Raw genomic sequence first — 19,205 nt, forward strand, 5'->3', positions numbered from 1 at the left:
CGTTCTGATGTCCGTGGTCGACCGGCAGGAGTGGGACGTCGTCGTGGTGGGGGCGGGCGGCGCCGGACTGCGCGCCGCCATCGAGGCCCGCGAGCGGGGCGCCCGTACGGCCGTGATCTGCAAGTCGCTGTTCGGCAAGGCGCACACGGTGATGGCCGAGGGCGGCATCGCGGCGGCGATGGCCAACGCCAACGAGAACGACAACTGGCGGGTCCACTTCCGCGACACCATGCGCGGCGGCAAGTTCCTCAACCAGTGGCGGATGGCCGAGCTGCACGCGCAGGAGGCGCCGCAGCGGGTGTGGGAGCTGGAGACCTGGGGGGCGCTGTTCGACCGCACCAAGGACGGCCGGATCTCCCAGCGCAACTTCGGCGGCCACGAGTACCCGCGCCTCGCGCACGTCGGCGACCGCACGGGCCTGGAGCTGATCCGCACCCTCCAGCAGAAGATCGTCGCGCTCCAGCAGGAGGACTTCAAGGAGACCGGCGACTACGAGTCCCGGCTGAAGGTCTTCCAGGAGTGCACGGTGACGCGGGTCCTGAAGGACGGGCAGCGGGTCAGCGGGGTCTTCGGCTACGAGCGTGAGTCCGGCCGTTTCTTCGTGCTCGAAGCCCCGGCCGTCGTGATCGCGACCGGCGGCATCGGCAAGTCCTTCAAGGTGACGTCGAACTCGTGGGAGTACACCGGCGACGGCCACGCGCTGGCCCTCCTCGCGGGCGCTCCCCTGCTGAACATGGAGTTCGTGCAGTTCCACCCGACGGGCATGGTCTGGCCGCCGTCGGTGAAGGGCATCCTCGTCACCGAGTCGGTGCGCGGTGACGGCGGCGTGCTGCGCAACTCCGACGGCAAGCGGTTCATGTTCGACTACATCCCCGACGTCTTCAAGGACAAGTACGCCGAGACCGAGGACGAGGCCGACCGCTGGTACGACGACCCGGACCACAACCGGCGGCCCCCCGAGCTGCTCCCCCGCGACGAGGTCGCGCGGGCGATCAACAGCGAGGTGAAGGAGGGGCGCGGCTCGCCGCACGGGGGCGTGTTCCTCGACGTGTCGACCCGGATGCCCGCCGAAGTCATCAAACGCCGGCTGCCGTCGATGTACCACCAGTTCAAGGAGCTGGCGGACGTCGACATCACGGCCGAGGCGATGGAGGTCGGGCCCACCTGTCACTACGTGATGGGCGGCATCGCGGTCGACTCCGACACGGCGGCGGCCCGCGGGGTACCGGGCCTGTTCGCGGCCGGTGAGGTGGCCGGCGGTATGCACGGCTCCAACCGGCTCGGCGGCAACTCGCTGTCCGACCTCCTGGTGTTCGGGCGCCGGGCGGGCTGGCACGCGGCCGAGTACGCGGCGGAGCCGCGCGGGGCGCGGCCCGTCGTGGACGACGTCCAGATCGACTCCGCCGCCGCCGAGGCCCTGCGACCCTTCTCCGCCGAGGCGGAGACCGAGGAGCCGAAGGGCGGCCCGCCGGAGAACCCCTACACCCTGCACCAGGAACTCCAGCAGACGATGAACGACCTGGTCGGCATCATCCGCCGCGAGCCGGAGATGAAGCAGGCCCTGGAGAAGCTGGGCGAGCTGCGGGCACGGGCCCGCCGGGCCGGGGTCGAGGGACACCGGCAGTTCAACCCCGGCTGGCACCTCGCCCTGGACCTCAGGAACATGCTGCTGGTCAGCGAATGCGTGGCGCGGGCCGCGCTGGAGCGCACCGAGTCGCGCGGCGGGCACACCCGCGAGGACCATCCGGGGATGGACCGCAAGTGGCGCCGGATCAATTTGCTGTGCGCGCTCACCGACCCGACGGGCGGTCTGGCGGCCACGGACCCGGTCCGCGGCCAGATCGCCCTCACCCGCGAGACCACCGAACCCATCCGTGCCGACCTGCTCGCCCTCTTCGACAAGGAGGAGCTGGTCAAGTACCTCGCCGAAGAGGAGCTGTACGAATGAGCAGCTACACGGCCCACTTCAAGGTGTGGCGCGGTGACGTGGGAGGCGGCGGCCTGGAGGATTTCAAGGTCGAGGTGAACGACGGCGAGGTGGTGCTCGACATCATCCACCGCCTCCAGGCCACCCAGGCCCCCGATCTCGCGGTGCGCTGGAACTGCAAGGCGGGCAAGTGCGGTTCGTGCTCCGCCGAGATCAACGGCCGGCCGCGGCTGTTGTGCATGACCCGCATGTCGGTGTTCGACCGGGAGGAGACGATCACGGTGACGCCGCTGCGGGCGTTCCCGGTCGTCCGCGACCTCGTCACCGACGTCGGCTTCAACTACGCCAAGGCCAGGGAGGTCCCGGCCTTCGTGCCGCCGGCGGATCTCGGTCCCGGCGAGTACCGGATGATGCAGGAGGACGTGGACCGCTCGCAGGAGTTCCGCAAGTGCATCGAGTGCTTCCTGTGCCAGGACACCTGCCACGTGGTCCGTGACCACGAGGAGAACAAGCAGGCGTTCGCGGGGCCCCGTTTCCTGATGCGGGTGGCGGAGCTGGACATGCATCCGCTGGACGCGGCTGCGGAATCCGGCCTGGACCGCAAAACCACCGCCCAGGACGAACACGGCCTGGGCTACTGCAACATCACCAAGTGCTGCACGGAGGTCTGCCCGGAGGGCATCAAGATCACGGACAACGCGCTGATCCCGCTGAAGGAACGGGCGATCGACCGCAAGTACGACCCGCTGGTGTGGCTGGGCTCGAAGATCAGGAGGCGCTCTTCAGCAGGCTGAGCGCCTGCTGGAGGTTGTGCTCGGCGATGTCCCGCATCCGCTCCGGGTGCGGGAAGTCGCCGTCGATGAGGGTCAGCGGGCCCGAGACCAGGCCGAGGTGCATCGACAGGCGGTACAGACGCAGGCGCGCCTCGTCCAGGCCCGGAGTGCGCAGCGCGTCGTAGCGGGGGCCGAAGCGGAGCCTGAGGAAGACGTGCTCGTGCTCCACGTCGAAGTACATCAGGCCCTCGATGTCGATGAGCGCCGGCTGCCCGTCGGACGTGAGCAGGACGTGGTCCGGGCCGAGTTCGCCGTGGATGAGGGTCTGGCGGTCGCGCGGGCGGACCTCGGCGGCCAGGGCGTGGATCGTGGCCTCCAGTTCCCGGCGTACGGCGGCGGCGCGGGGCTCGCGCCGGGCCGCTTCCGCGAGGCAGCGCAGGGCGCCGTCGGTGATGCGCCGTTCGCAGGAGACGCCGTGGGAGGAACCTCCCTGGTCGACGACGGCGACCTTCCCGAAGCGGGGGCCGGTGTGGGAGTGCAGGGTGGCGAGGAGTTCCGCCATCCGGTCCATGAGCCGAGGTGCCTCGCGCGGGTCCCGGGCGAGGGCGTCCTCCAGGCTGCCGCCGGTCATGTCCTCGACGACGGCCGCGTCGGCCGGGAGGTGCGTGTGCGTGGCGTCCGCGTACATCAGGCGGGGGGTGCGGACGCCGGAGGCGGCCAGGCGTTCGTGGGCCGCCGTGAACAGGCCGAGGCCGGTGCCGTGGGAGAAGACGTCCCTGGGGTCGGGGTCCGGCTGGTCCCAGTAGTCCTCGTCGGCCGACCACACGTAGGCCACGGCCGTGGAGTCGTCGTCGAGGGTCAGGCGGTAGACGCCCTTCTTGGTGCCGCCGCGCAGGCGTTCCACACCGGTGAGGGTGCGGCCGGGGCCCAGGGCTGCGCGGGCGAGGGGGGCGAGGTCGGTGCGGGTGAGGGGCCTTCGGGTCCTGGTCACCGCACCCAGTCTTCCTTGTACGCACGCCAGTCCGCATCGGTCGCCGCGAAGTCGATGTACAGCGCGACGCCGAAGCGGGCCCGGTCGGCGTCCGTGCGGGACAGGCCCAGGCGGACACCCCGGACGGCGGCGGGCACGGTCTCGGCGTGGCCCCAGTGGTCGAAGTTGCTCTCCCAGTAGAAGGGCAGGCCCATCAGCAGGTCGGTCGAGGGCGGGGTGACCTCCAGGGCGAGGGAGGTCTGCTGGGCCACGTAGCCGCCGTAGGTGCTCTCCAGCGGCTGCGCGGTGTCGTACGACATCACGGCGATCTGGTCGACGCGGCGGGCGACCTGGCCGAAGAACTCCTGGGACCACCACTTGGGGTGGTCGGTGAACGTCCCGGCCACGGAGTGAAGGGCGGGGAGCGGGTCGATCTGGTGGGAGGCGACGGAGAGGAGGGCGTCCCGGGAGCGGGTCTCGCGGCGCAGGGCGTCGAGGAGGGTGAGGTAGTTCCGGTCGCCGGAGTGCAGGGGCTCCAGGTCGAGGTGGATGCCCTCGTAGCCGGTGTCCAGGACCTGGCGGGCGGAGCGGACGACGGCGGCTCGGGTGTCCGCGTTGTCCAGGCGCATGCCGTCGGGGCCCTCGGTGGCCAGGACGTCGCCCAGGAAGGCCTGGACGCGGACGCCGGGGAGTTTCTCGTGTACGGCGTCGATGAACCAACGGGCTCTTGGGTAAACCGACTTGGGCAGCGTGCCGTCGTGTTCCAGCGGGCCCGAGTGGACGTACAGGTCGCGGATGCCGGTGCCTTGCAGGCGGCGGGCCAGGGCGGTGACGTCGGCGTCCTTCTTGCGGCCGTCGACCCAGGCGTGGCCGAGCCAGAGGGCGTCGCGGTTCCTGGTGTGGGTGCCGGGTGCGGGGTCGCCGGTGTAGTTGATGTAGAGGGCGGTTTCGGCGGTGAGGAGGGGGAGGAGGGCGATGATGAGGGCTAAGGCAGCGCGTCTGAGCCAGCGGCGCCGGCGGCGTCGGGGTGGGGCGCCGGGGTCGGCTTGGGGTTGGGCTTCCGGGTCTGCTTGAGGTTGGGATTCCGGGTCGGCTTGAGGTAGCGCTTCGGGTTCGGCTTGGCCTTCGGCTTCAGCTTCGGTTTGGCCTTCGGCTTCAGCTTCGGTTTGGCCTTCGGCTTCAGCTTCGGTTTGGGCTTGGGCTAGGGGTTGGACATCCGCCCCGGCGTTGGCTTCGGCGGGATGGTTCCCGTTCTGGGTTGTGCCCTCCGTGCGGTCCATGCCGTCTCCCCTCGTAAGTCTCGCAGTGGTGACAGGGGTGACGAGTGGAACGGGAGTTCGGTTGCGGGCGAGGGTTCGGTAATGGGTCACAGACCACGCCCACGACCCTTCGTATGATGATCCGACTGACTGAGGCTCAGAGGGACTTGGTCCGAAGCAGGCGGCAACGGGCGTACGGGGATTGGGAAAACGTGATCCAGCCGGAGAAGATCCCGCAGTTCACGGGGGAATCTGGAGCAGCTGGAGACCGACTACGCGGATCTGAAGAAGGACGCGGGTCATGTCCGGGACGCTGGTGGGGACATCCACTCGCGGTTCCAGGGGCTGTCGGCGTTCTATCACGCTCCGGAGGCGGAGCAGTTGTTCGCCACGACGAAGCCGGTCAAGGAGAAGGCGGACGCGTTCGCCGATGATCTTCAGACGGTGTCGGGGGCGTTGTCGTCGTACGCGACGGAGATCCGCCCGCTGGTGGCGAAGCTGAAGCAGCTGAAGGCGGACGCGGCGGCTTTTGTCTCGTCGGTCAAGGACGATGACGAGTGGGAGTACGACGAGGACAAGGTCGACGAGCACAACAAGCTGCGTGATGACATCACCGCGACGGTCGCGGCGTTCTGGGCTGCGGAGCGGACCTGCCACAACAAGATCACCGCTCTGTGGGGCGGGACGCAGATGGTGGCCGGGGACGGTTCGCAGAAGAAGAACCAGTACGGCTTCAACGCCGATGACATGAAGGACGCCAAACTCCCCTGGGGTGACCCGGTGGAGGAGAAGCACCACTGGTACGAGGTCGGCCACTGGGTGAAGTCCTTCGTGTGGGACGGGCTGATCGTCGACGGTGTCTGGGGCACGATCAAGGGCCTGGGCACCCTGGTCGGCTTCGGCGGCTGGGAGGCGATGGGCCAGGCGTGGAAGGGCCTGGCGCAGCTGGCGACCGGTCTGGCCATCACGGCGATCCCCGGGGCGCAGGCGTGGTTCTGGACGGCGTCGGACAAGGAGATGCCGTCCTGGCTGCGTGATTCGCGCACGGCGATGAAGGAGACCGGCAAGGCACTGGTGGCGTGGGATCAGTGGGGCAAGAACCCCGCCCGCGCCGCCGGAGCGGTCACCTTCAACGTGCTGACCACGGTCTTCACCGGCGGCGCGGGCGGCGCCGCGGCGGGCGCGGGCAAGGCGGGCGCGGTCGCCAAGGCGTTGTCGGTGGCGGGCAAGGCGGGCCGGGTGATCGACCCGATGACCTACATCGCCAAGGGCGCGGGCGCCGGCCTGTCGAAGATCGGCGACATCAGCGCGGCGCTGAAGGGTGCCGGCACCATCGACATCCCGAAGCTGCCCGAGAACGCGGTCACCCTGCCGGAGGGCACGGTCATGCTCGCCGACGGCACGGTGAACCTGCCCGAGGGCGCCGCCCTGCCGGAAGGCGCGACGAAGCTGCCCGAGGGCAATGTGCGGTTGCCCGAGGATGTCCCGGTCCTGCCCGAGGGCACGACGAAGCTGCCCACCGAGGACGGTGCCCCGGCGCGCTACTACGACCCGGACGGCAACCTCCTCGACGAGCACGGCAACGTGCTGCAGCATGCGGACCAAGCGCCAGTTGAAACAGCTGTCAAGCCTGGAGGTGCCGCAGTAACGGGAACGGTGGGATCGCACCACGCCTCTCCCATCAGAGAGCCGGCCCTCGTGGGTGCGAGCGACAATGCGGGACACTCAGGTCACGACATGGCCGGGAGTGCAGGACAACCCCCTGGCAGCCACGGTGGTGACAATGGAAGCGCTGGGCACGGCAAGTCCGACCATGATGGCCTTCCCGGCGATGACGCTGCCGGCTATGACTCCCACCATGGTGATACTGCCTCCAACGGCCCTGCTGAAGGACCTGCCGATAGCCACCCTGACGGGAACACATCAGCCGCTGATGACGCCGACCAGGCGGACGTGCCCGACAGCCCGACGGGCGGGCCGGACATGGATACGCAGACCTCGACCACGGACGGAGCACCTCCGAAGCCCAGTGGGGACGAGCCTCTACTGATTCGTCAGGACGATGACTTCAGCGCCACGCACAATCAGTTCGGACTGCGCAAGTCGCGCTTCGAGCCGGATCTAGTACTCCAGCCGTAGATCGTGATCTTCACGTCTGATTCGTGGCTTGTCGGTGGTAATGGCTGGCCTGGGCTCGGGCCTGGTGACGGCGTCGCCAGGCGGACCAGCGGAGCCGGTGGGCCATGTCGCGCAAGGGCCGGACGAAGGCTGTGAACAGTCGCTGGATCTCGTTGCAGGTGAGCGGGGCCAGCCCGTCCGGAGCGGGATGGCAGGCGTGTTCGTCAGCGCGGACGACGGCCAGGAAGGCGTGGGCGAGCATGGCCAGGGTGACCCGGCGGGACCACGAGGTAAAGCGCCGGACCTGGTGCTCGTCCAGTCCGGCCAGGCCCTTTCCGGCCTGGAAAGTCTCCTCCACCCGCCATCTCGACCCGGCGACGCGGACCAGCATGGTCAGGGGCACCGGGACGGGCGACCAGCAGCGGTAGTAGGCGAGTTCACCGATGGTGCGGTTGCGGCGAATCAGCAGCCGGTGACAGCCGGGCCGGGGTTCGGCCAGGTCGATGACGGCCCAGTCGTAGAAGCGATGCCCCTTGGCGCCAGCCCCGGCCGACAGCTTCTGCCAGGCTCGCTTCGGCACCCTCGCAGCAAGGGCGTCCGCGCGGAACTTCCCGGCGCCGGTGGTCACTTCGGCCGAGCAGGCGACGGCGAGCACGTAGCCGACCCCGTGTTCTTCCAGCGCGGACCGCAGCTTCGGGTTGCCGCCGTAGACCTCGTCTGCCGCGACCCAGCTCACGCGGTGCCCGGCGTTAAGGAACCGGCCGATCATGCGGGTGGCCAGCTCCGGCTTGGTCGCGAAGGCGGTTTGCTCGTTCAGCCCGGCGGCCCGGCAACGGTCCGGGTCGCATATCCACGAGCGCGGCACGTACAGCTCGCGGTCCACCGCCGCGTGTCCGCGCCGGCCCGCGTAGACCAGGTAGACGGCGACCTGGGCGTTTTCGATTCTCCCGGCGGTGCCGGTGTACTGGCGCTGGACGCCGACGGTGTGCGTGCCCTTCTTCACGTCCCCGGTCTCGTCGACCACCAGCACCGCGTCCTCGTCGTGCAGATGCTCCAGTGCGTACTCGCGCACGTCGTCGCGCACGGCGTCGGCATCCCACTTGGCCCGGCCGAGCAGGTGCTGCATGCCGTCCGGGCGGGCCTCCCCGGCCCACTCGGCGATCGACCAGCAGTTCTTGCGTGGCAAGTCCGACAGCAGCCCCAGCACCAAGTCCCAGGCCCGGCGTCGGGGCTCCACCCGCGCGAACCGGCCCGCGATCCGGCCCATCAGGCCCTCGAATGCTTCCTGCCAGCGGGCAGGGTCTACGCTGTGACCTGCGGCCACCGCATGATCCTCAGTCTTCACACACCGATGATCAACGGTGACCGCAGCCATCCCGCAGCCGGTCCACCGGCAAAACCGCGGTCTACGGCTGGAGTGCCAGGTCGCGCTGATACCAGGTGCCTGGCTTACCGCCGAGGTCGGCCGGGTCTGCCGGGCCGACCGGGACGAACCCGGCCTTGGTCAGCACCCTCTGGGACGCGGCATTGGCATGGGAGGTGGCTGCGCGCAGTGTGTGCAGCCCGTGCCGCGCTGCCGCCAGCTGGCACAACTCCCGGACGGTTGCGGTCGCAACGCCGCGGCCGGCGACGTGCTGCGCGACCCGGTAGCCGAGGTTGGCAGAGCTGTCCTTGAAGTCGTACAGGTTGAACCGGCCCAGAATCGAGCTGTCCGTGGTGACCAGCACGTAGAAGGCGCAGAAGCCGGCCTCTTGCTCGGCCAGCATGGCGCTGTGCCGGTCGGCGAACTGGTCGTAGAACTCGTCGCCCCGGTCGGAGATCGAGGCAGCGAAGTAGGCGCGGTTCGCCAGCTCGAAGGCCAGGACCGCCGCGGCATGGCCAGCATCCAGCTGCTTCAGCTCGGGCACGGCGCGACTCTACCCGGACCGCGCGCCGATGCCACCCGAGTTTCCATCAGTGGCAGACAGCCCCAAGACCATGACACATCACGATCTACGGCTGGAGTACTAGGCATCATGCCGGCCGATCCCGCGGGCAAGATCACACCCCTGGAACACGTACTCGGCGGCGCAAACCCGAAGGCCAAAGAGGCGAGCCAGTTCACCTCGTTCGCTCCGAAGGATGGCACCGGAAAGGTCTATGGCGCCCAAGAAGTCAGCATCGACTACCAGCGGCTGCAGGCTGACATCGCGGCTGGCAAAGTCCATGGTGTCGAGATCTGGCGCCCTGAACAGATCCAGCGGAGCATCAACGACGAGATCAACAAGGTGGCGGGCAAGGACGTGGAAGTGCCGACGACGCTTAGGCCGTCGGACTCGGACGCGGTGACCAAGTTCGTTAATGACCTCGGCCTGAGCAAGGGCAAGACCAGCAAGGTGCACCGCCGGGTCATGGCGCTGCTCAATACGAGGCGTGACGGAGAATGGTTGATCAGCGGAGTAGTCCCGAAGGAGTACGTCGACGGGCCATACCCGACGACCAGGACGCCGTGAAGCCGTCGGACAGCATGTCCGAGAGCCCAAGCTTTCATACTGGAGTAGAGAGTGCCCGACAGTCAGGATTCGTGGGAACCGAGCACCCGAGTCGCCCAGCTACTCTTTGTGGACTTTGACGGAATGCCTTCAGATCCCGACGAAGTCATCAGCGATGGCCTCGACGGCGGTTACAGGGACCGCTCCGAGGCCCTCAGGCAAGTGCTGCGAGATTCGGATGAGGACCCGGCAGGGCGTTTCCTGGCGTGCGTCGCGCTGACACGCTGGGGTGACGCGATCGGGTACGAAGAGGTGGTCGCTACCGCTCATTCGCCCGGAGCAGTCGCCTGGCGGGGCGCCTCGTACGACAGGATGCACGGCGAGGACGACACCTTTGGAGTGTTGGCGGACGCTGTGGGAGACAGCATCGACATGGTGGACGAACGTGGCACGGGTGCCGAGCGGGTGAGAGCCGCAGAGGCGTTGCTCGGAGTGGTCGACTCTGTTCAATTCGACCGGCACATCAGCTCCCTGCTGCGTGAGGATCTCGTCGTGGCCTCTCTGCCGGTGATCAAAGAAGCGGTGGCACGCGGCACTGCGAGGTTGAAGCAAGAGCAAATTCCATACGATCTCGGTCTTCAGCTGGCCTTGGCGATTATTGCGGCTCGTCGTATCGACACAGACTGGGCTCTGAACGCTGCGCGCGGTCTTGTGGCGGCTAAGCCCGGTGAGCGTGCGATGGAAGAACTGCACGAGGATTTTCCCGAGTTCCGGTGAAGCGGCTGCCAGTGAAGAGGATGACATAGAAGGAAGGCTGAGCATTATTCCGCCCAGAGGCTGCAGTGGGTCACCGACGCGGTTTTTAGGTTTACTGGCTTGGCCGTTGCGTGGCCAGCCCCTCTGAAAGGGACATGCGCTGGTCGCGATCATCCCCCGCCCGGTCTTGCCCACGGGGAACGCGGAAGCGGGCCTCGCCGTACTCCAGGAGAACGCGCAGGCGCTGATCGACGGTCTGGAAGCGGACTCCTGCCCCGACCAGTTGGAAGCTGCTCTTAAAGATGGAAAGCTGGACTACATCGTTGTCAAGGGCGAAAGGAATGCCGGCGAGTACGCTGGCTACCATACGCGGCAGTTCGACATCACCGACAGGAGCGCCTCATGACCGTCGTGGTCGCCAGGCACGGCACCCCCTGGCCCGAACGACGAAAGCTATGCCGAGGCCCTCGGCAAGAGTCCGACGATGTACATCGGGTGACTTGACGACTCGGACGTCCATGATTGACTCCGCCTTCTCCAAGGCACTACTCCATCTTCAGGCTCGCTGCGCCCCTGATCCTCGTGCCGCAAAGGTGGAGACGTGGGAGGCGGTCGTCACGGCGATGCAATTCGGTGCTGCGTTGTTCGCCGTTACCAGGACGGACGACGGGACAGTCCGATACCGCATCGGACACGAGGTCCGGAACCTCCCGGCCATCGACCCGCGGCCCTACGCGGATGCCGGCAATTGGCTGACCACCTTCTGGCTGGCAGTGATTTGCCGTGACCGGGAGCGTCTGACCGCACTGTGTGAGATTCCGCGGGAACAGCTGCGTTCTTCTGATGATGCGTATGACGAGTATGTCTATCGCTGAGTGAGCACGCTTCAGGATCACTGGCCGCAGCGTCCTACACTGGTGGAGAATTTGACCGCCACGCTTCAGGGGTCGCATCCCGATGCCGTCCGGATCGCCCCACGGGATCTGCTCCAGAACGTCCTATATCCGCCGATCAACCTCTTTTACCGCTTTCTGCGCCAGGACGGGCCTGGTTTCAATCAGGCTCTGGTAGAGGCACTGGAGTTGCACAAGGCGTACTGGACAGCGGACGAGGACCGCGAGAAGGATCCGACTGGTGCCGTAGCCCTGGCCTTGCTCGCGGTTACGTGTCTCGCTTACGACGGCGACATTCCGATCCAGGTGGATTCCGACTACCTGCCCAAACACCTGCTGGAGCGCGCCTGGTTGGGCAAGTTCGAGACCTGATGTTCCGGCCAGAACGAAGCACGCTCCGTCAGCGACGAGGGCCTGGTCCCCTCGGCCCGCTCGCCATCGCCTGCATGGTGCACGACGCCGACCTGCCCGTCGAAGTCAGGTCCGAGTACATCCCGCGGGCGCCCCTGGGGAGGTCCTGGGTGGGCGAGTACGACACCTGACGCAGCCGATGCCGTTCGCTTTCCGGCACTGCCCTACGGCACGTGCCGGGAAGCGTTCGGCTCTGCCGCCCGCAACGGCATCTTCACCAGCGTTCCCGACCTGTTGACGAGGAGTTCGGGAATGTCGTCCTCGTAGAACCGCACTTGGCCGATGACTCCCTCGATCTTCGCGTTGAAGGCGAGCATGTCCGCCAGTGCGACCAGTTCGGCGAGGAGCTCCGCGTGGATCTCCTGCCGGGCCGTCAGCGACCAGTGGTCGGCGCCCTGGAAGAGCCGGCCAGTCCGCCTCGCCGCTGCAGTCGTCCGCGCTGTCACCCTCCACGTGCCGGCGGAGGTGCGCGAGTACGGCCTCTGGCACGGTCGGCGACAGGTCGAGGGCCAGGTCCACGGCGAACACGTCACTCATGGGGGGTGAGTCCAGGATCCGTCGCCGCCCTGGACGAGCCCTGGTGGGGGCGCCAACTGGGCGGGCGAGGGCCGGGATTCGGCATCGGGCACCCGGCTCATAGGCTCGAGGGCATGACACCGGACAACGTCGCCGACCCCGAACTGCCGATGCTTTCCGCGGCGCAGGCCACGCACTTGCGCGCACTCGCGGCTCCGCACCACCGGGACGGCCACCAGTACTCCCTCGAGTCCTTGGCACACACGTGCAGCAAGACCCCGGAGGAGCACTGGCCCGACCTCGTCGCCGCACACTTCGGCCGCTTGCAGCAGGCGAGCCAGGGCGATGAGAGCGTGGCGGAACTGCTCCGGGGTGTCCACGCCCGCCTGCTGCCCGTCGAGTCGATCACCCCGGAGCTTTCCGGCGCCCTGCGGTACGCGCGGGTCGTGGCCGACGGACTGGTCCTCGCCTACGCCCTGGACGGGCCCACCAGCGTGCGGATCCTCACCGACCGGGACGTGGCGCGTGCCGGGCTTCAGGCCCTCGGGGAGGCGGCGCGCGCGAATCTGATGCGCGTGCCCGTGCGGCACGAGGAGGTGGGCGTCGAGGGGCAGGCGAGGCTGCACTCCGTGTACGGGGACTCCCCGTTCGTCGCCGGCAAGGCGCTGTTCCTCGCAGAAGTGGCCCGGAAGGTCGTCGGCGAGAATCTCCCGGACGCAGGTGCCCTGGTCGTTGTGCCGACCCGGCACAATCTGGTGTATCACCCGATCACCGACGGCTCCGTGGTGGATGCCGTCAACAGCCTTGCCGCGTATGCGCTGGGCGCTTACCAGGACGGGCCGGGTGCGCTCTCACCACGCGTCTACTGGTGGCATCACGGCTCCCTGACATCGCTCACGGTCATCGACCACGACACGCTCACCTTCTCCGTGCGGCCGCCGTCGCATCTCCTGGGCCTGATGAAGGGCCTGGTCCGTCTCGACCGCGTCGGCCGTCTCGCCACCCACGCCACCGCTGAGCCTCCCGCGCTCGGTGAACTCATGTGCAGCGCAGCGGAGTCGATGGACCTCCTCGTGCGGGACCCGGCAGCACTGGGCGACGTGTTCCGTTCCATCCTGGCACTCGCCCACGCGCGCTGCGCCTACGATCCGGACGTCGCGCACATCGACACGTGGGACGCGTGGGCCACCGCGACCCGGCTGGGCTCCGCGCTGTTCACCGGCGCGCCGTCGCAGGAGTGCCGCCTGGGCGAGGACCGCGTCTGGCAGCTCCCCGCTCTGCCCGCGGAACCGCCCGCTGACGCGCGTGCCTGGCTCGATGCCCTCTACCTCGCGATCGTGTGCCGTCAGACCGCCCGGATCGGCCGGCTGTGCCGGGTGCCGCTGGAGGTGCTGCGTCAGGACGACTCCGTGGACGAGTACGTGCTGCACTGGATCGACGCGCTGCAGGCCTACTTCTCGAACGGCCCCGGCATGGATGACGTCGTGAAGAAGCTGATCGCCACCATCGAAACGTCCGGGCGGGACGGCGTGACCCAAGCGCCGCTGGAGTTCGTGAACGGGATCGACTACCAGCCCGCCGCCCTCTTCCACCGGCTCATCGCACGTGACCACGACACCTTCGCCAAGGTGCTCGCCGAAGCCGTCGCGGAGCACGGCGGTTACTGGGGCGCGTCGGCGGCCCCGCGCGCCAGGGTGGCACTCGGGCCGCTCGCGATGGCGTGTCTCGCCTACGACTACGGTTTTCCTGTCGATCCCGCGCAGACGTATCTGCCCACCCATCTCCTCAACCGCGAGCGGATCGAGGAGATTTCCTGACGGCCGGGCCAGCGGACCCGGCTAAAACAGACTCAGCAACGCCTCCGCCGGGTCCGTCAGGCTCGTTTCGCCGCCCGGCAGGGGCAGTTCGAACCACACCGTCTTCCCCCGGGGCGTGCGGCGGGAGCCCCACGCGGCGCTGAGGAGGCCGACCAGCTGCAGGCCCCGGCCGCCCTCGTCCGTGTCGCGGGCCCGGCGGCGGCGGGGCTGGACCAGGCCGGAGTCCCAGACCTCGCAGACCAGGGTGCGGTCCAGCAGCAGACGCAGCCGGATCTCGCCCTCGCCGTAGCGCAGGGCGTTGGTGACGAGTTCGCTGACCAGGAGTTCCGTGGTGTCGACCAGGGGTTCCATGTCCCAGCTGAGCAGCTGGGCGCGCGCGTACTCGCGGGCCCGGCCCACGCTGCGCGGCTCGCGCGGCAGGGTCCAGTCGCCGACGGACTCGGTGGGCAGGCCCTGTACACGTGCCATCAGCAGCGCGATGTCGTCCTCGCCGTGATGGGTGTCGAGGGTGTTGAGGACGTGGTCGCAGACGTCCTCCAGGGGCTGGTTGGGGTCGGAGAGGGTGCTGACGAAGGCCTGGAGGCCCTCGTCGAGGGGGTGATCGCGGCTTTCGACCAGTCCATCCGTGTAGAGCGCGAGCAGGGCGCCCTCGGGGAGTTCGACCTCGACCTCCTCGAAGGGCTCGCCGCCGACGCCGAGCGGCAGGCCCGGCGGCACGTCGAGCATCAGGGCCGATTCGCCCGGTTCGACCAGGACGGGCGGCAGATGGCCCGCGTTGGCGAAGGTGCAGCGCCGGGTGACGGAGTCGTAGACGGCGTAGACGCAGGTGGCGAGGTACACCTCCGACAGGTCCGCCTCCCGGGGGCGGCGGGCCGCCCTGGTCGCCTGCTGGACGCCGCCCGGGGCCCCGAGGCCGCGGGCGATCTCGTCCAACTGGGAGAGCACCTCGGCCGGTTCGAGGTCGAGCTGCGCCAGGGTGCGTACCGCGGTGCGGAGTTCGCCCATGGCGACGGCGGCGCGCAGGCCGCGGCCCATGACGTCGCCGACGACCAGCGCGGTGCGGTGCCCGGGGAGTTCGATGACGTCGAACCAGTCGCCGCCGACCTCGCTGGGCCGGCCGGTGTTGGCGTTGCCGGGCAGATAGCGGCAGGCGATGTCGAGGCCGGAGGCCTCCGGGTCGCCGGGCGGGAGCAGGGACCGTTGCAGTATCAACGCGCGTTGGTGCTCGCGCCGGTAGAGGCGGGCGTTGTCGATGCAGACGGCGGCGCGGGCGGCGAGTTCGACGGCCAGGTCCCGGTCGCGGTCGCCGAACGGCTCGCTGCCCTTCGTACGGGCGAACTGCACGAGCCCGACGACGGTGTCGTGGGCGACCATCGGCACGGCGAGCGTGGACTGCACGAGCCCGCCGTCCTCGCCGGGGACGGTCTGCGGGCGGGCCGTGCGCAGGGCGTCCGCGCAGGGCGAGTTGAACGGGTAGTGGTGGACGGCGCCGACCGCGACGGGCACGCCGGTGCCGGTGAAGGGCGCGTCGGAGACGGCACTGGCGAAGGCCACCCGGCGCAGTTCGGCGCTGCCGTCGGCGAGCCCGGGCGGGGTCTCGTCGCCGACCAGCAGGCCCTGGTAGAGGTCGACGGTGGCCAGATCGCAGAAGCCGGGCACGACGACGTCGAGGAGCTGCCGGGCCGTGGTCTCCAGGTCGAGGGAGTTGCCGATGCGGGCGCCGGCCTCGTTCAGCAGGGCGAGGTTGCGCCGGGCGGCGGCGGCCTCGCGGGCGGCGGCGCGGCGCGAGGTGATGTCCGTGCCGAGCCAGGCGATGCCGATCGGCCGGCCCGAACCGCTGTGCACGCGATAGAGGTTGACGGACCAGTGGCGGCGCTCGTCGGAGCCCGGCACGAAGCCCGTGACGTGCATGTCCGTGATGGAGTTGCCGGTCTCCAGCACACGGCGCAGCGTTGCGGCGACCCGCTCCGCCTCGCCGCGCTGGAGGTAGTCGTGGACGCCCTTGCCGCGGTGGTCGTCCGGCTCGCCGCCGAAGACGGACGCGAACCGGTGGTTGGCGCGGCGGACCCGCAGGTCGGCGTCGATCAGCAGGAAACCGAACGGGGATTGACCGAAAATGGCCTGCGAAGCGGCGAGGTCGGTCTCGATGCTGCGCAGCGTGCGGACGTCGACGACGATGCAGACGGCGGCCTTCTCGCCGTCCTCGGTGCGCGTCGGCATGACGTACACCTCGGCGAGCCCCTCGCGTCCGCACTCCCCCTCGGCGTCCTTCGGCGTCCGGAAGGGCACCACGCCGGTCCACTCGCGGCCGTCGAGGATCTCCGCCATCTTGCGCATGCCCCGCTCGCGCAGGCGCGGGTCGATGAACGTCTCGATGGGGTCCATGCCGACGGCGCGGTCCGCGGGGATGCCGAAGAGGTGCTCCGCGCGCAGGCTCCACTGGTCGACCAGCCCGTCGGGGCCGATGGAGAAGGACGCGACCTTGATGTAGTCGTAGATGGAGCCGGGGGGACTGCTCTGCCACATGGCGTCCCCGGGCTGCACCCCGTCGGCCGCGAGCGCACCTCCCACCGCGGAGGCCAGGCCGTCCGCGGCCATCGCCCTCGCGCCCGCCGACGGGTCCTCGGACTCCGTGGCCTTCGCTGGTATCTCGCTCACGCGAACCGTCCCCTCCAGCTCACCGCGTCCGGCACCGGTCACCGGGGGCGGCTGCCCGCAGTATCCAGCACTACGGTGCCGCACAACACGGTGTTCACGATCACAGCACGGTCCCGATGGTTTTCGGTCCGGACCGTGAGAACACTCCCAGTCTTCTAACCAGGCGACACGTCGTCGAATCCCGTCCGTCGGCAACCGCCACTGGCCTGAACCATTCGCTCGACAGCGACGGGGCGGACGTACACCGATTTTTCACTCCGGAACCGCGAGTTCGAACCACACGGTCTTGCCCACGCCGCCGGGCCGGGTGCCCCAGCGGCGGCACGAGGTGGCCACCAGGTAGAGCCCGCGGCCGCTCTCGTCCTCGGGCCTGGCGGCGCGCTCGCGGGGCGGGTCCGGGAGCGGGTCGGAGACCTCCACCAGGAGGACGGCGTTCAGTTCGGAGGGGCGGACCAGGCGGACGCCGATGGGGCCCCTGGCGTGCCGCAGGGCGTTGGTGACCAACTCGCTGACCAACAACGCCGTGAGGTCGGCGAGGCTGTCGAGGCCCCAGCCGCGCAGTTGGCCGCGGACGGCCTGACGGGCCGTGCGCACGGCGCCCGGCTCGGCGGGAAAGGTCCACGCGGCGCGGTCACCTTCGGTGTCGATCACGCCGATCACTTCCCCGGCAGCGGGCCCAACGGTGTCCCTTTTCGTAGGGTTAATGGGCACATACCCGATATCCGGGGCGAAGTACCGCGCGGGGCAGCGCACTGTGGCACGAAAGTCGTACGGGGCGCCCGCACGGACGCCTTCAGGTCTCGCACGCCCCCGGTTGGCCTCAGGCGCCGGGTACTTCTCCCGTACGACGACCGCCGAGCGGCCCCAGGTGCGCGAGTGTCTGCCGCACCGCGGGCACGTCCTGGTCGAGCCAGTCCACGTCCCAGATCTCTTCGGGGCCGAGCCAGCGCAGTGCGTCGTGGTCCTCGAGGGGCTCGGGGGCGGCGGAGCCGGGCCGCAGCCGTGCGGTCCACACCTGCAGCACGTACGGCGACTTCAGCGGCCACTCCCCCGGGACGCGCCCGCCGGCCTCGGCGTCGACGCCGAGCTCCTCGCGCAGCTCCCGCACCAGCGCCGCGCCGGCCGTCTCCCCCGGCTCGACCTTGCCGCCGGGCAGCTCCCAGCGCCCTGCCAACTCGACGGGCGCGCTGCGCCGGGCGGCCAGCAGCCGCCCGTCGTCGACCAGCGCGGCACCCACGACGACGATCCGCTCACTCATGCGGGGAGCCTACGGCTGCGATCCGATCCGGACGACAGGGCCCGGGTCAGTCGTGCGCAGCCCCCGACCCGTTCTGACCGAGCCGCTCGACCCAGTACAGCTGCTTGTGGCCGCGGCCGTCGAGGCTGTCCGCGATCTGCTGGGCCTCGGCCCGGGTCGCGTACCGGCCGACCCGGTAGCGGTTGCCGTTGTCGTCCTCTCGTATCACGAGCCAGGGAAGAGTGATCGTGCTGTCGTTCATCGCGCCCCTCCACTTCCCGCCCGCGGCCTGTGCCGTGCCCCACCCGATAAGGAAACCGCAATGCGCATATGCCCGAGCCTACGCCTAACCTTCACGCAGCGAATACGGCTTTTCACAAAGAGGTACGCAACCGGCCAGAACACAGGGGGCGCACGACGACGAACGCGCCGTCCGCGTGCCTCGACGCACCCGGCCGGAGGCATACCGCATACGCCGCCGCCGACCTGGGAGAACGACGGCCGGCTCAGGGATACGGACCACCCGGGCCGGGGACGGCTCCCGCGGTGATCGTGTGAGCGGGGCGCGCGGGGGGCGCGCCGCGGGGCTGAAGTGAGCGTTCGCTACTTGACCGGAAGGTGGTAGGCGACCCGGTACCGATCGGCCGGGATGACCACGTCGGCCGTCTCGACCGGGCGGCCGGAGGCGTAGAACGTGCGCTGGATGACCAGGACCACATGGCCGGGGACGCCCCCGAGGACGAGCAACTCCTCGGCGAGGCCGGGGCGGGCGCCCACCTCCTCGGTGACGTTGTCCACGATCACGTCGATCGCGCGCATGCGCTCGACGACCCCCATGCCGCCGACCGGCCCCTCCTCCGGCAGCATCACCGGCGTACGGCCCGTGACGGCGAGCGGCTCCCAGGAGGTGGAGAGCATCATCGCCTCGCCGCCCTCGCGGAAGAGATACCTCGTGCACATCACGCGCTCGCCCGGCTCGATGCCCAGCCGCTCGGCGACCGCGACACTGGCCTCGGACTGCTCGCTGCTGGACTCCCAGGTGCCGCGCCCCTCGCCGTCGGCCTGCTCCTGGCGGAACGGCGTGGCCCCGCCGGTCGGGCGGTACCCGGAGCGGGCGATGCGCCGGGGCACGGGCCGCTCGCGCACATACGTCCCCGAGCCGGAGCGGCCCTCGACCAGACCCTCCGCCATGAGCACCTTGCGGGCCTCCAGGGCGACGGTGTCCGAGACGCCGTACTCCTGGCGGATCCTGGCCTGGGAGGGGAGTCGGGTGTGCGGTGGCAGCTGACCGTCGACGATCTTCTTGCGGAGATCACCCGCGACGCGCAGGTACGCCGGCTGCTCACCGAATGTCACTGGCCGCTCCCATCAGGTTGTACAGACAGCAACAGCCTGGCAA

16 protein-coding genes and 2 pseudogenes are annotated in these 19,205 nt (G+C 69.4%); 8 read left to right on the top strand and 10 right to left on the bottom strand.

From position 1 onward, the window contains the following. The first annotated feature begins 7 nt into the window (after positions 1-7). Together MQE23_RS15885 and MQE23_RS15890 are read left to right on the top strand one after the other, a co-directional pair. The gene (locus MQE23_RS15885; RefSeq protein ID WP_020277541.1) at positions 8-1,948 is read left to right on the top strand and encodes a fumarate reductase/succinate dehydrogenase flavoprotein subunit; all 1,941 of its coding nucleotides are present in this window, start codon (positions 8-10) and stop codon (positions 1,946-1,948) included. Next, positions 1,945-2,721 (top strand): succinate dehydrogenase/fumarate reductase iron-sulfur subunit, encoded by a 777-nt coding sequence (locus tag MQE23_RS15890; RefSeq protein WP_243379430.1) that lies wholly within the window; start codon positions 1,945-1,947, stop codon positions 2,719-2,721. The genes MQE23_RS15885 and MQE23_RS15890 overlap by 4 nt, the downstream gene beginning before the upstream one ends. On the opposite strand, the gene MQE23_RS15895 is transcribed toward MQE23_RS15890, so the two are convergent. Together MQE23_RS15895 and MQE23_RS15900 are read right to left on the bottom strand one after the other, a co-directional pair. Beyond that, on the bottom strand, positions 2,696-3,691 hold the full coding sequence (locus MQE23_RS15895) for a phosphotransferase (RefSeq protein ID WP_243379431.1): 996 nt from the start codon (positions 3,689-3,691) through the stop codon (positions 2,696-2,698). The two genes, MQE23_RS15890 and MQE23_RS15895, sit on opposite strands and share 26 nt — an antisense overlap. After that, the gene (locus MQE23_RS15900) at positions 3,688-4,950 is read right to left on the bottom strand and encodes a glycosyl hydrolase family 18 protein (protein WP_243379432.1); all 1,263 of its coding nucleotides are present in this window, start codon (positions 4,948-4,950) and stop codon (positions 3,688-3,690) included. Before MQE23_RS15900 ends, MQE23_RS15895 begins: the two co-directional genes overlap by 4 nt. 191 nt (positions 4,951-5,141) lie before the next feature. Between MQE23_RS15900 and MQE23_RS15905 the strand changes: the two are divergent. Beyond that, a pseudogene (locus MQE23_RS15905) lies at positions 5,142-6,666 on the top strand (hypothetical protein); the annotation flags it as partial. Between the two features lie 412 nt (positions 6,667-7,078). On the opposite strand, the gene MQE23_RS15910 reads toward MQE23_RS15905, so the two are convergent. Both MQE23_RS15910 and MQE23_RS15915 read right to left on the bottom strand, forming a co-directional pair. Beyond that, the gene (locus MQE23_RS15910; protein WP_243382649.1) at positions 7,079-8,314 is read right to left on the bottom strand and encodes an IS701 family transposase; all 1,236 of its coding nucleotides are present in this window, start codon (positions 8,312-8,314) and stop codon (positions 7,079-7,081) included. 139 nt (positions 8,315-8,453) lie between these two features. Then, the gene (locus MQE23_RS15915) at positions 8,454-8,954 is read right to left on the bottom strand and encodes a GNAT family N-acetyltransferase (protein ID WP_243379433.1); all 501 of its coding nucleotides are present in this window, start codon (positions 8,952-8,954) and stop codon (positions 8,454-8,456) included. A gap of 108 nt (positions 8,955-9,062) precedes the next feature. Here MQE23_RS15915 and MQE23_RS15920 point away from each other — a divergent pair, with 108 nt between their 5' ends. The 4 genes and pseudogenes from MQE23_RS15920 to MQE23_RS15935 all read left to right on the top strand — a co-directional run bounded on the left by MQE23_RS15920 (position 9,063) and on the right by MQE23_RS15935 (position 11,539). Continuing rightward, on the top strand, positions 9,063-9,539 hold the full coding sequence (locus tag MQE23_RS15920; RefSeq protein ID WP_243379434.1) for a hypothetical protein: 477 nt from the start codon (positions 9,063-9,065) through the stop codon (positions 9,537-9,539). Between the two features lie 51 nt (positions 9,540-9,590). After that, positions 9,591-10,295 carry a hypothetical protein gene (locus MQE23_RS15925; RefSeq protein WP_037674314.1) on the top strand — a complete coding sequence of 235 codons (705 nt, stop codon included), beginning with the start codon at positions 9,591-9,593 and terminating at the stop codon, positions 10,293-10,295. A gap of 166 nt (positions 10,296-10,461) precedes the next feature. Then, positions 10,462-10,680 (top strand): hypothetical protein, encoded by a 219-nt coding sequence (locus MQE23_RS15930; RefSeq protein WP_020277535.1) that lies wholly within the window; start codon positions 10,462-10,464, stop codon positions 10,678-10,680. Positions 10,681-10,897: 217 nt separating this feature from the next. Continuing rightward, positions 10,898-11,539 (top strand): annotated as a pseudogene (locus MQE23_RS15935) (immunity 49 family protein). A gap of 203 nt (positions 11,540-11,742) precedes the next feature. On the opposite strand, the gene MQE23_RS15940 reads toward MQE23_RS15935, so the two are convergent. After that, entirely contained in the window at positions 11,743-12,024 is a 282-nt protein-coding gene (locus MQE23_RS15940; RefSeq protein ID WP_243379435.1) for a hypothetical protein, read from the bottom strand. 204 nt (positions 12,025-12,228) lie between these two features. On the opposite strand from MQE23_RS15940, the gene MQE23_RS15945 reads away from it, so the two are divergent. Next, the gene (locus MQE23_RS15945) at positions 12,229-13,911 is read left to right on the top strand and encodes an immunity 49 family protein (RefSeq protein ID WP_243379436.1); all 1,683 of its coding nucleotides are present in this window, start codon (positions 12,229-12,231) and stop codon (positions 13,909-13,911) included. Positions 13,912-13,932: 21 nt separating this feature from the next. Here the strand turns inward: MQE23_RS15945 and MQE23_RS15950 are convergent, their stop codons facing one another. The 5 genes from MQE23_RS15950 to MQE23_RS15970 form a co-directional block, all read right to left on the bottom strand. After that, complete coding sequence (locus MQE23_RS15950) at positions 13,933-16,569, bottom strand: SpoIIE family protein phosphatase (protein WP_243379437.1); 2,637 nt, start codon at positions 16,567-16,569, stop codon at positions 13,933-13,935. A gap of 252 nt (positions 16,570-16,821) precedes the next feature. After that, positions 16,822-17,280, bottom strand: coding sequence for an ATP-binding protein (locus MQE23_RS15955; RefSeq protein ID WP_243379438.1), 459 nt, complete (start codon positions 17,278-17,280; stop codon positions 16,822-16,824). 109 nt (positions 17,281-17,389) lie between these two features. Then, positions 17,390-17,827 carry a (deoxy)nucleoside triphosphate pyrophosphohydrolase gene (locus MQE23_RS15960; RefSeq protein WP_243379439.1) on the bottom strand — a complete coding sequence of 146 codons (438 nt, stop codon included), beginning with the start codon at positions 17,825-17,827 and terminating at the stop codon, positions 17,390-17,392. 46 nt (positions 17,828-17,873) lie between these two features. Continuing rightward, positions 17,874-18,068 carry an SPOR domain-containing protein gene (locus tag MQE23_RS15965; RefSeq protein ID WP_243379440.1) on the bottom strand — a complete coding sequence of 65 codons (195 nt, stop codon included), beginning with the start codon at positions 18,066-18,068 and terminating at the stop codon, positions 17,874-17,876. A gap of 341 nt (positions 18,069-18,409) precedes the next feature. Further along, on the bottom strand, positions 18,410-19,162 hold the full coding sequence (locus tag MQE23_RS15970; protein WP_020277525.1) for a GntR family transcriptional regulator: 753 nt from the start codon (positions 19,160-19,162) through the stop codon (positions 18,410-18,412). Positions 19,163-19,205: the final 43 nt, after the last annotated feature.

It is taken from the genome of Streptomyces sp. HP-A2021, assembly GCF_022807935.1.
Lineage (GTDB): Bacteria > Actinomycetota > Actinomycetes > Streptomycetales > Streptomycetaceae > Streptomyces > Streptomyces afghaniensis.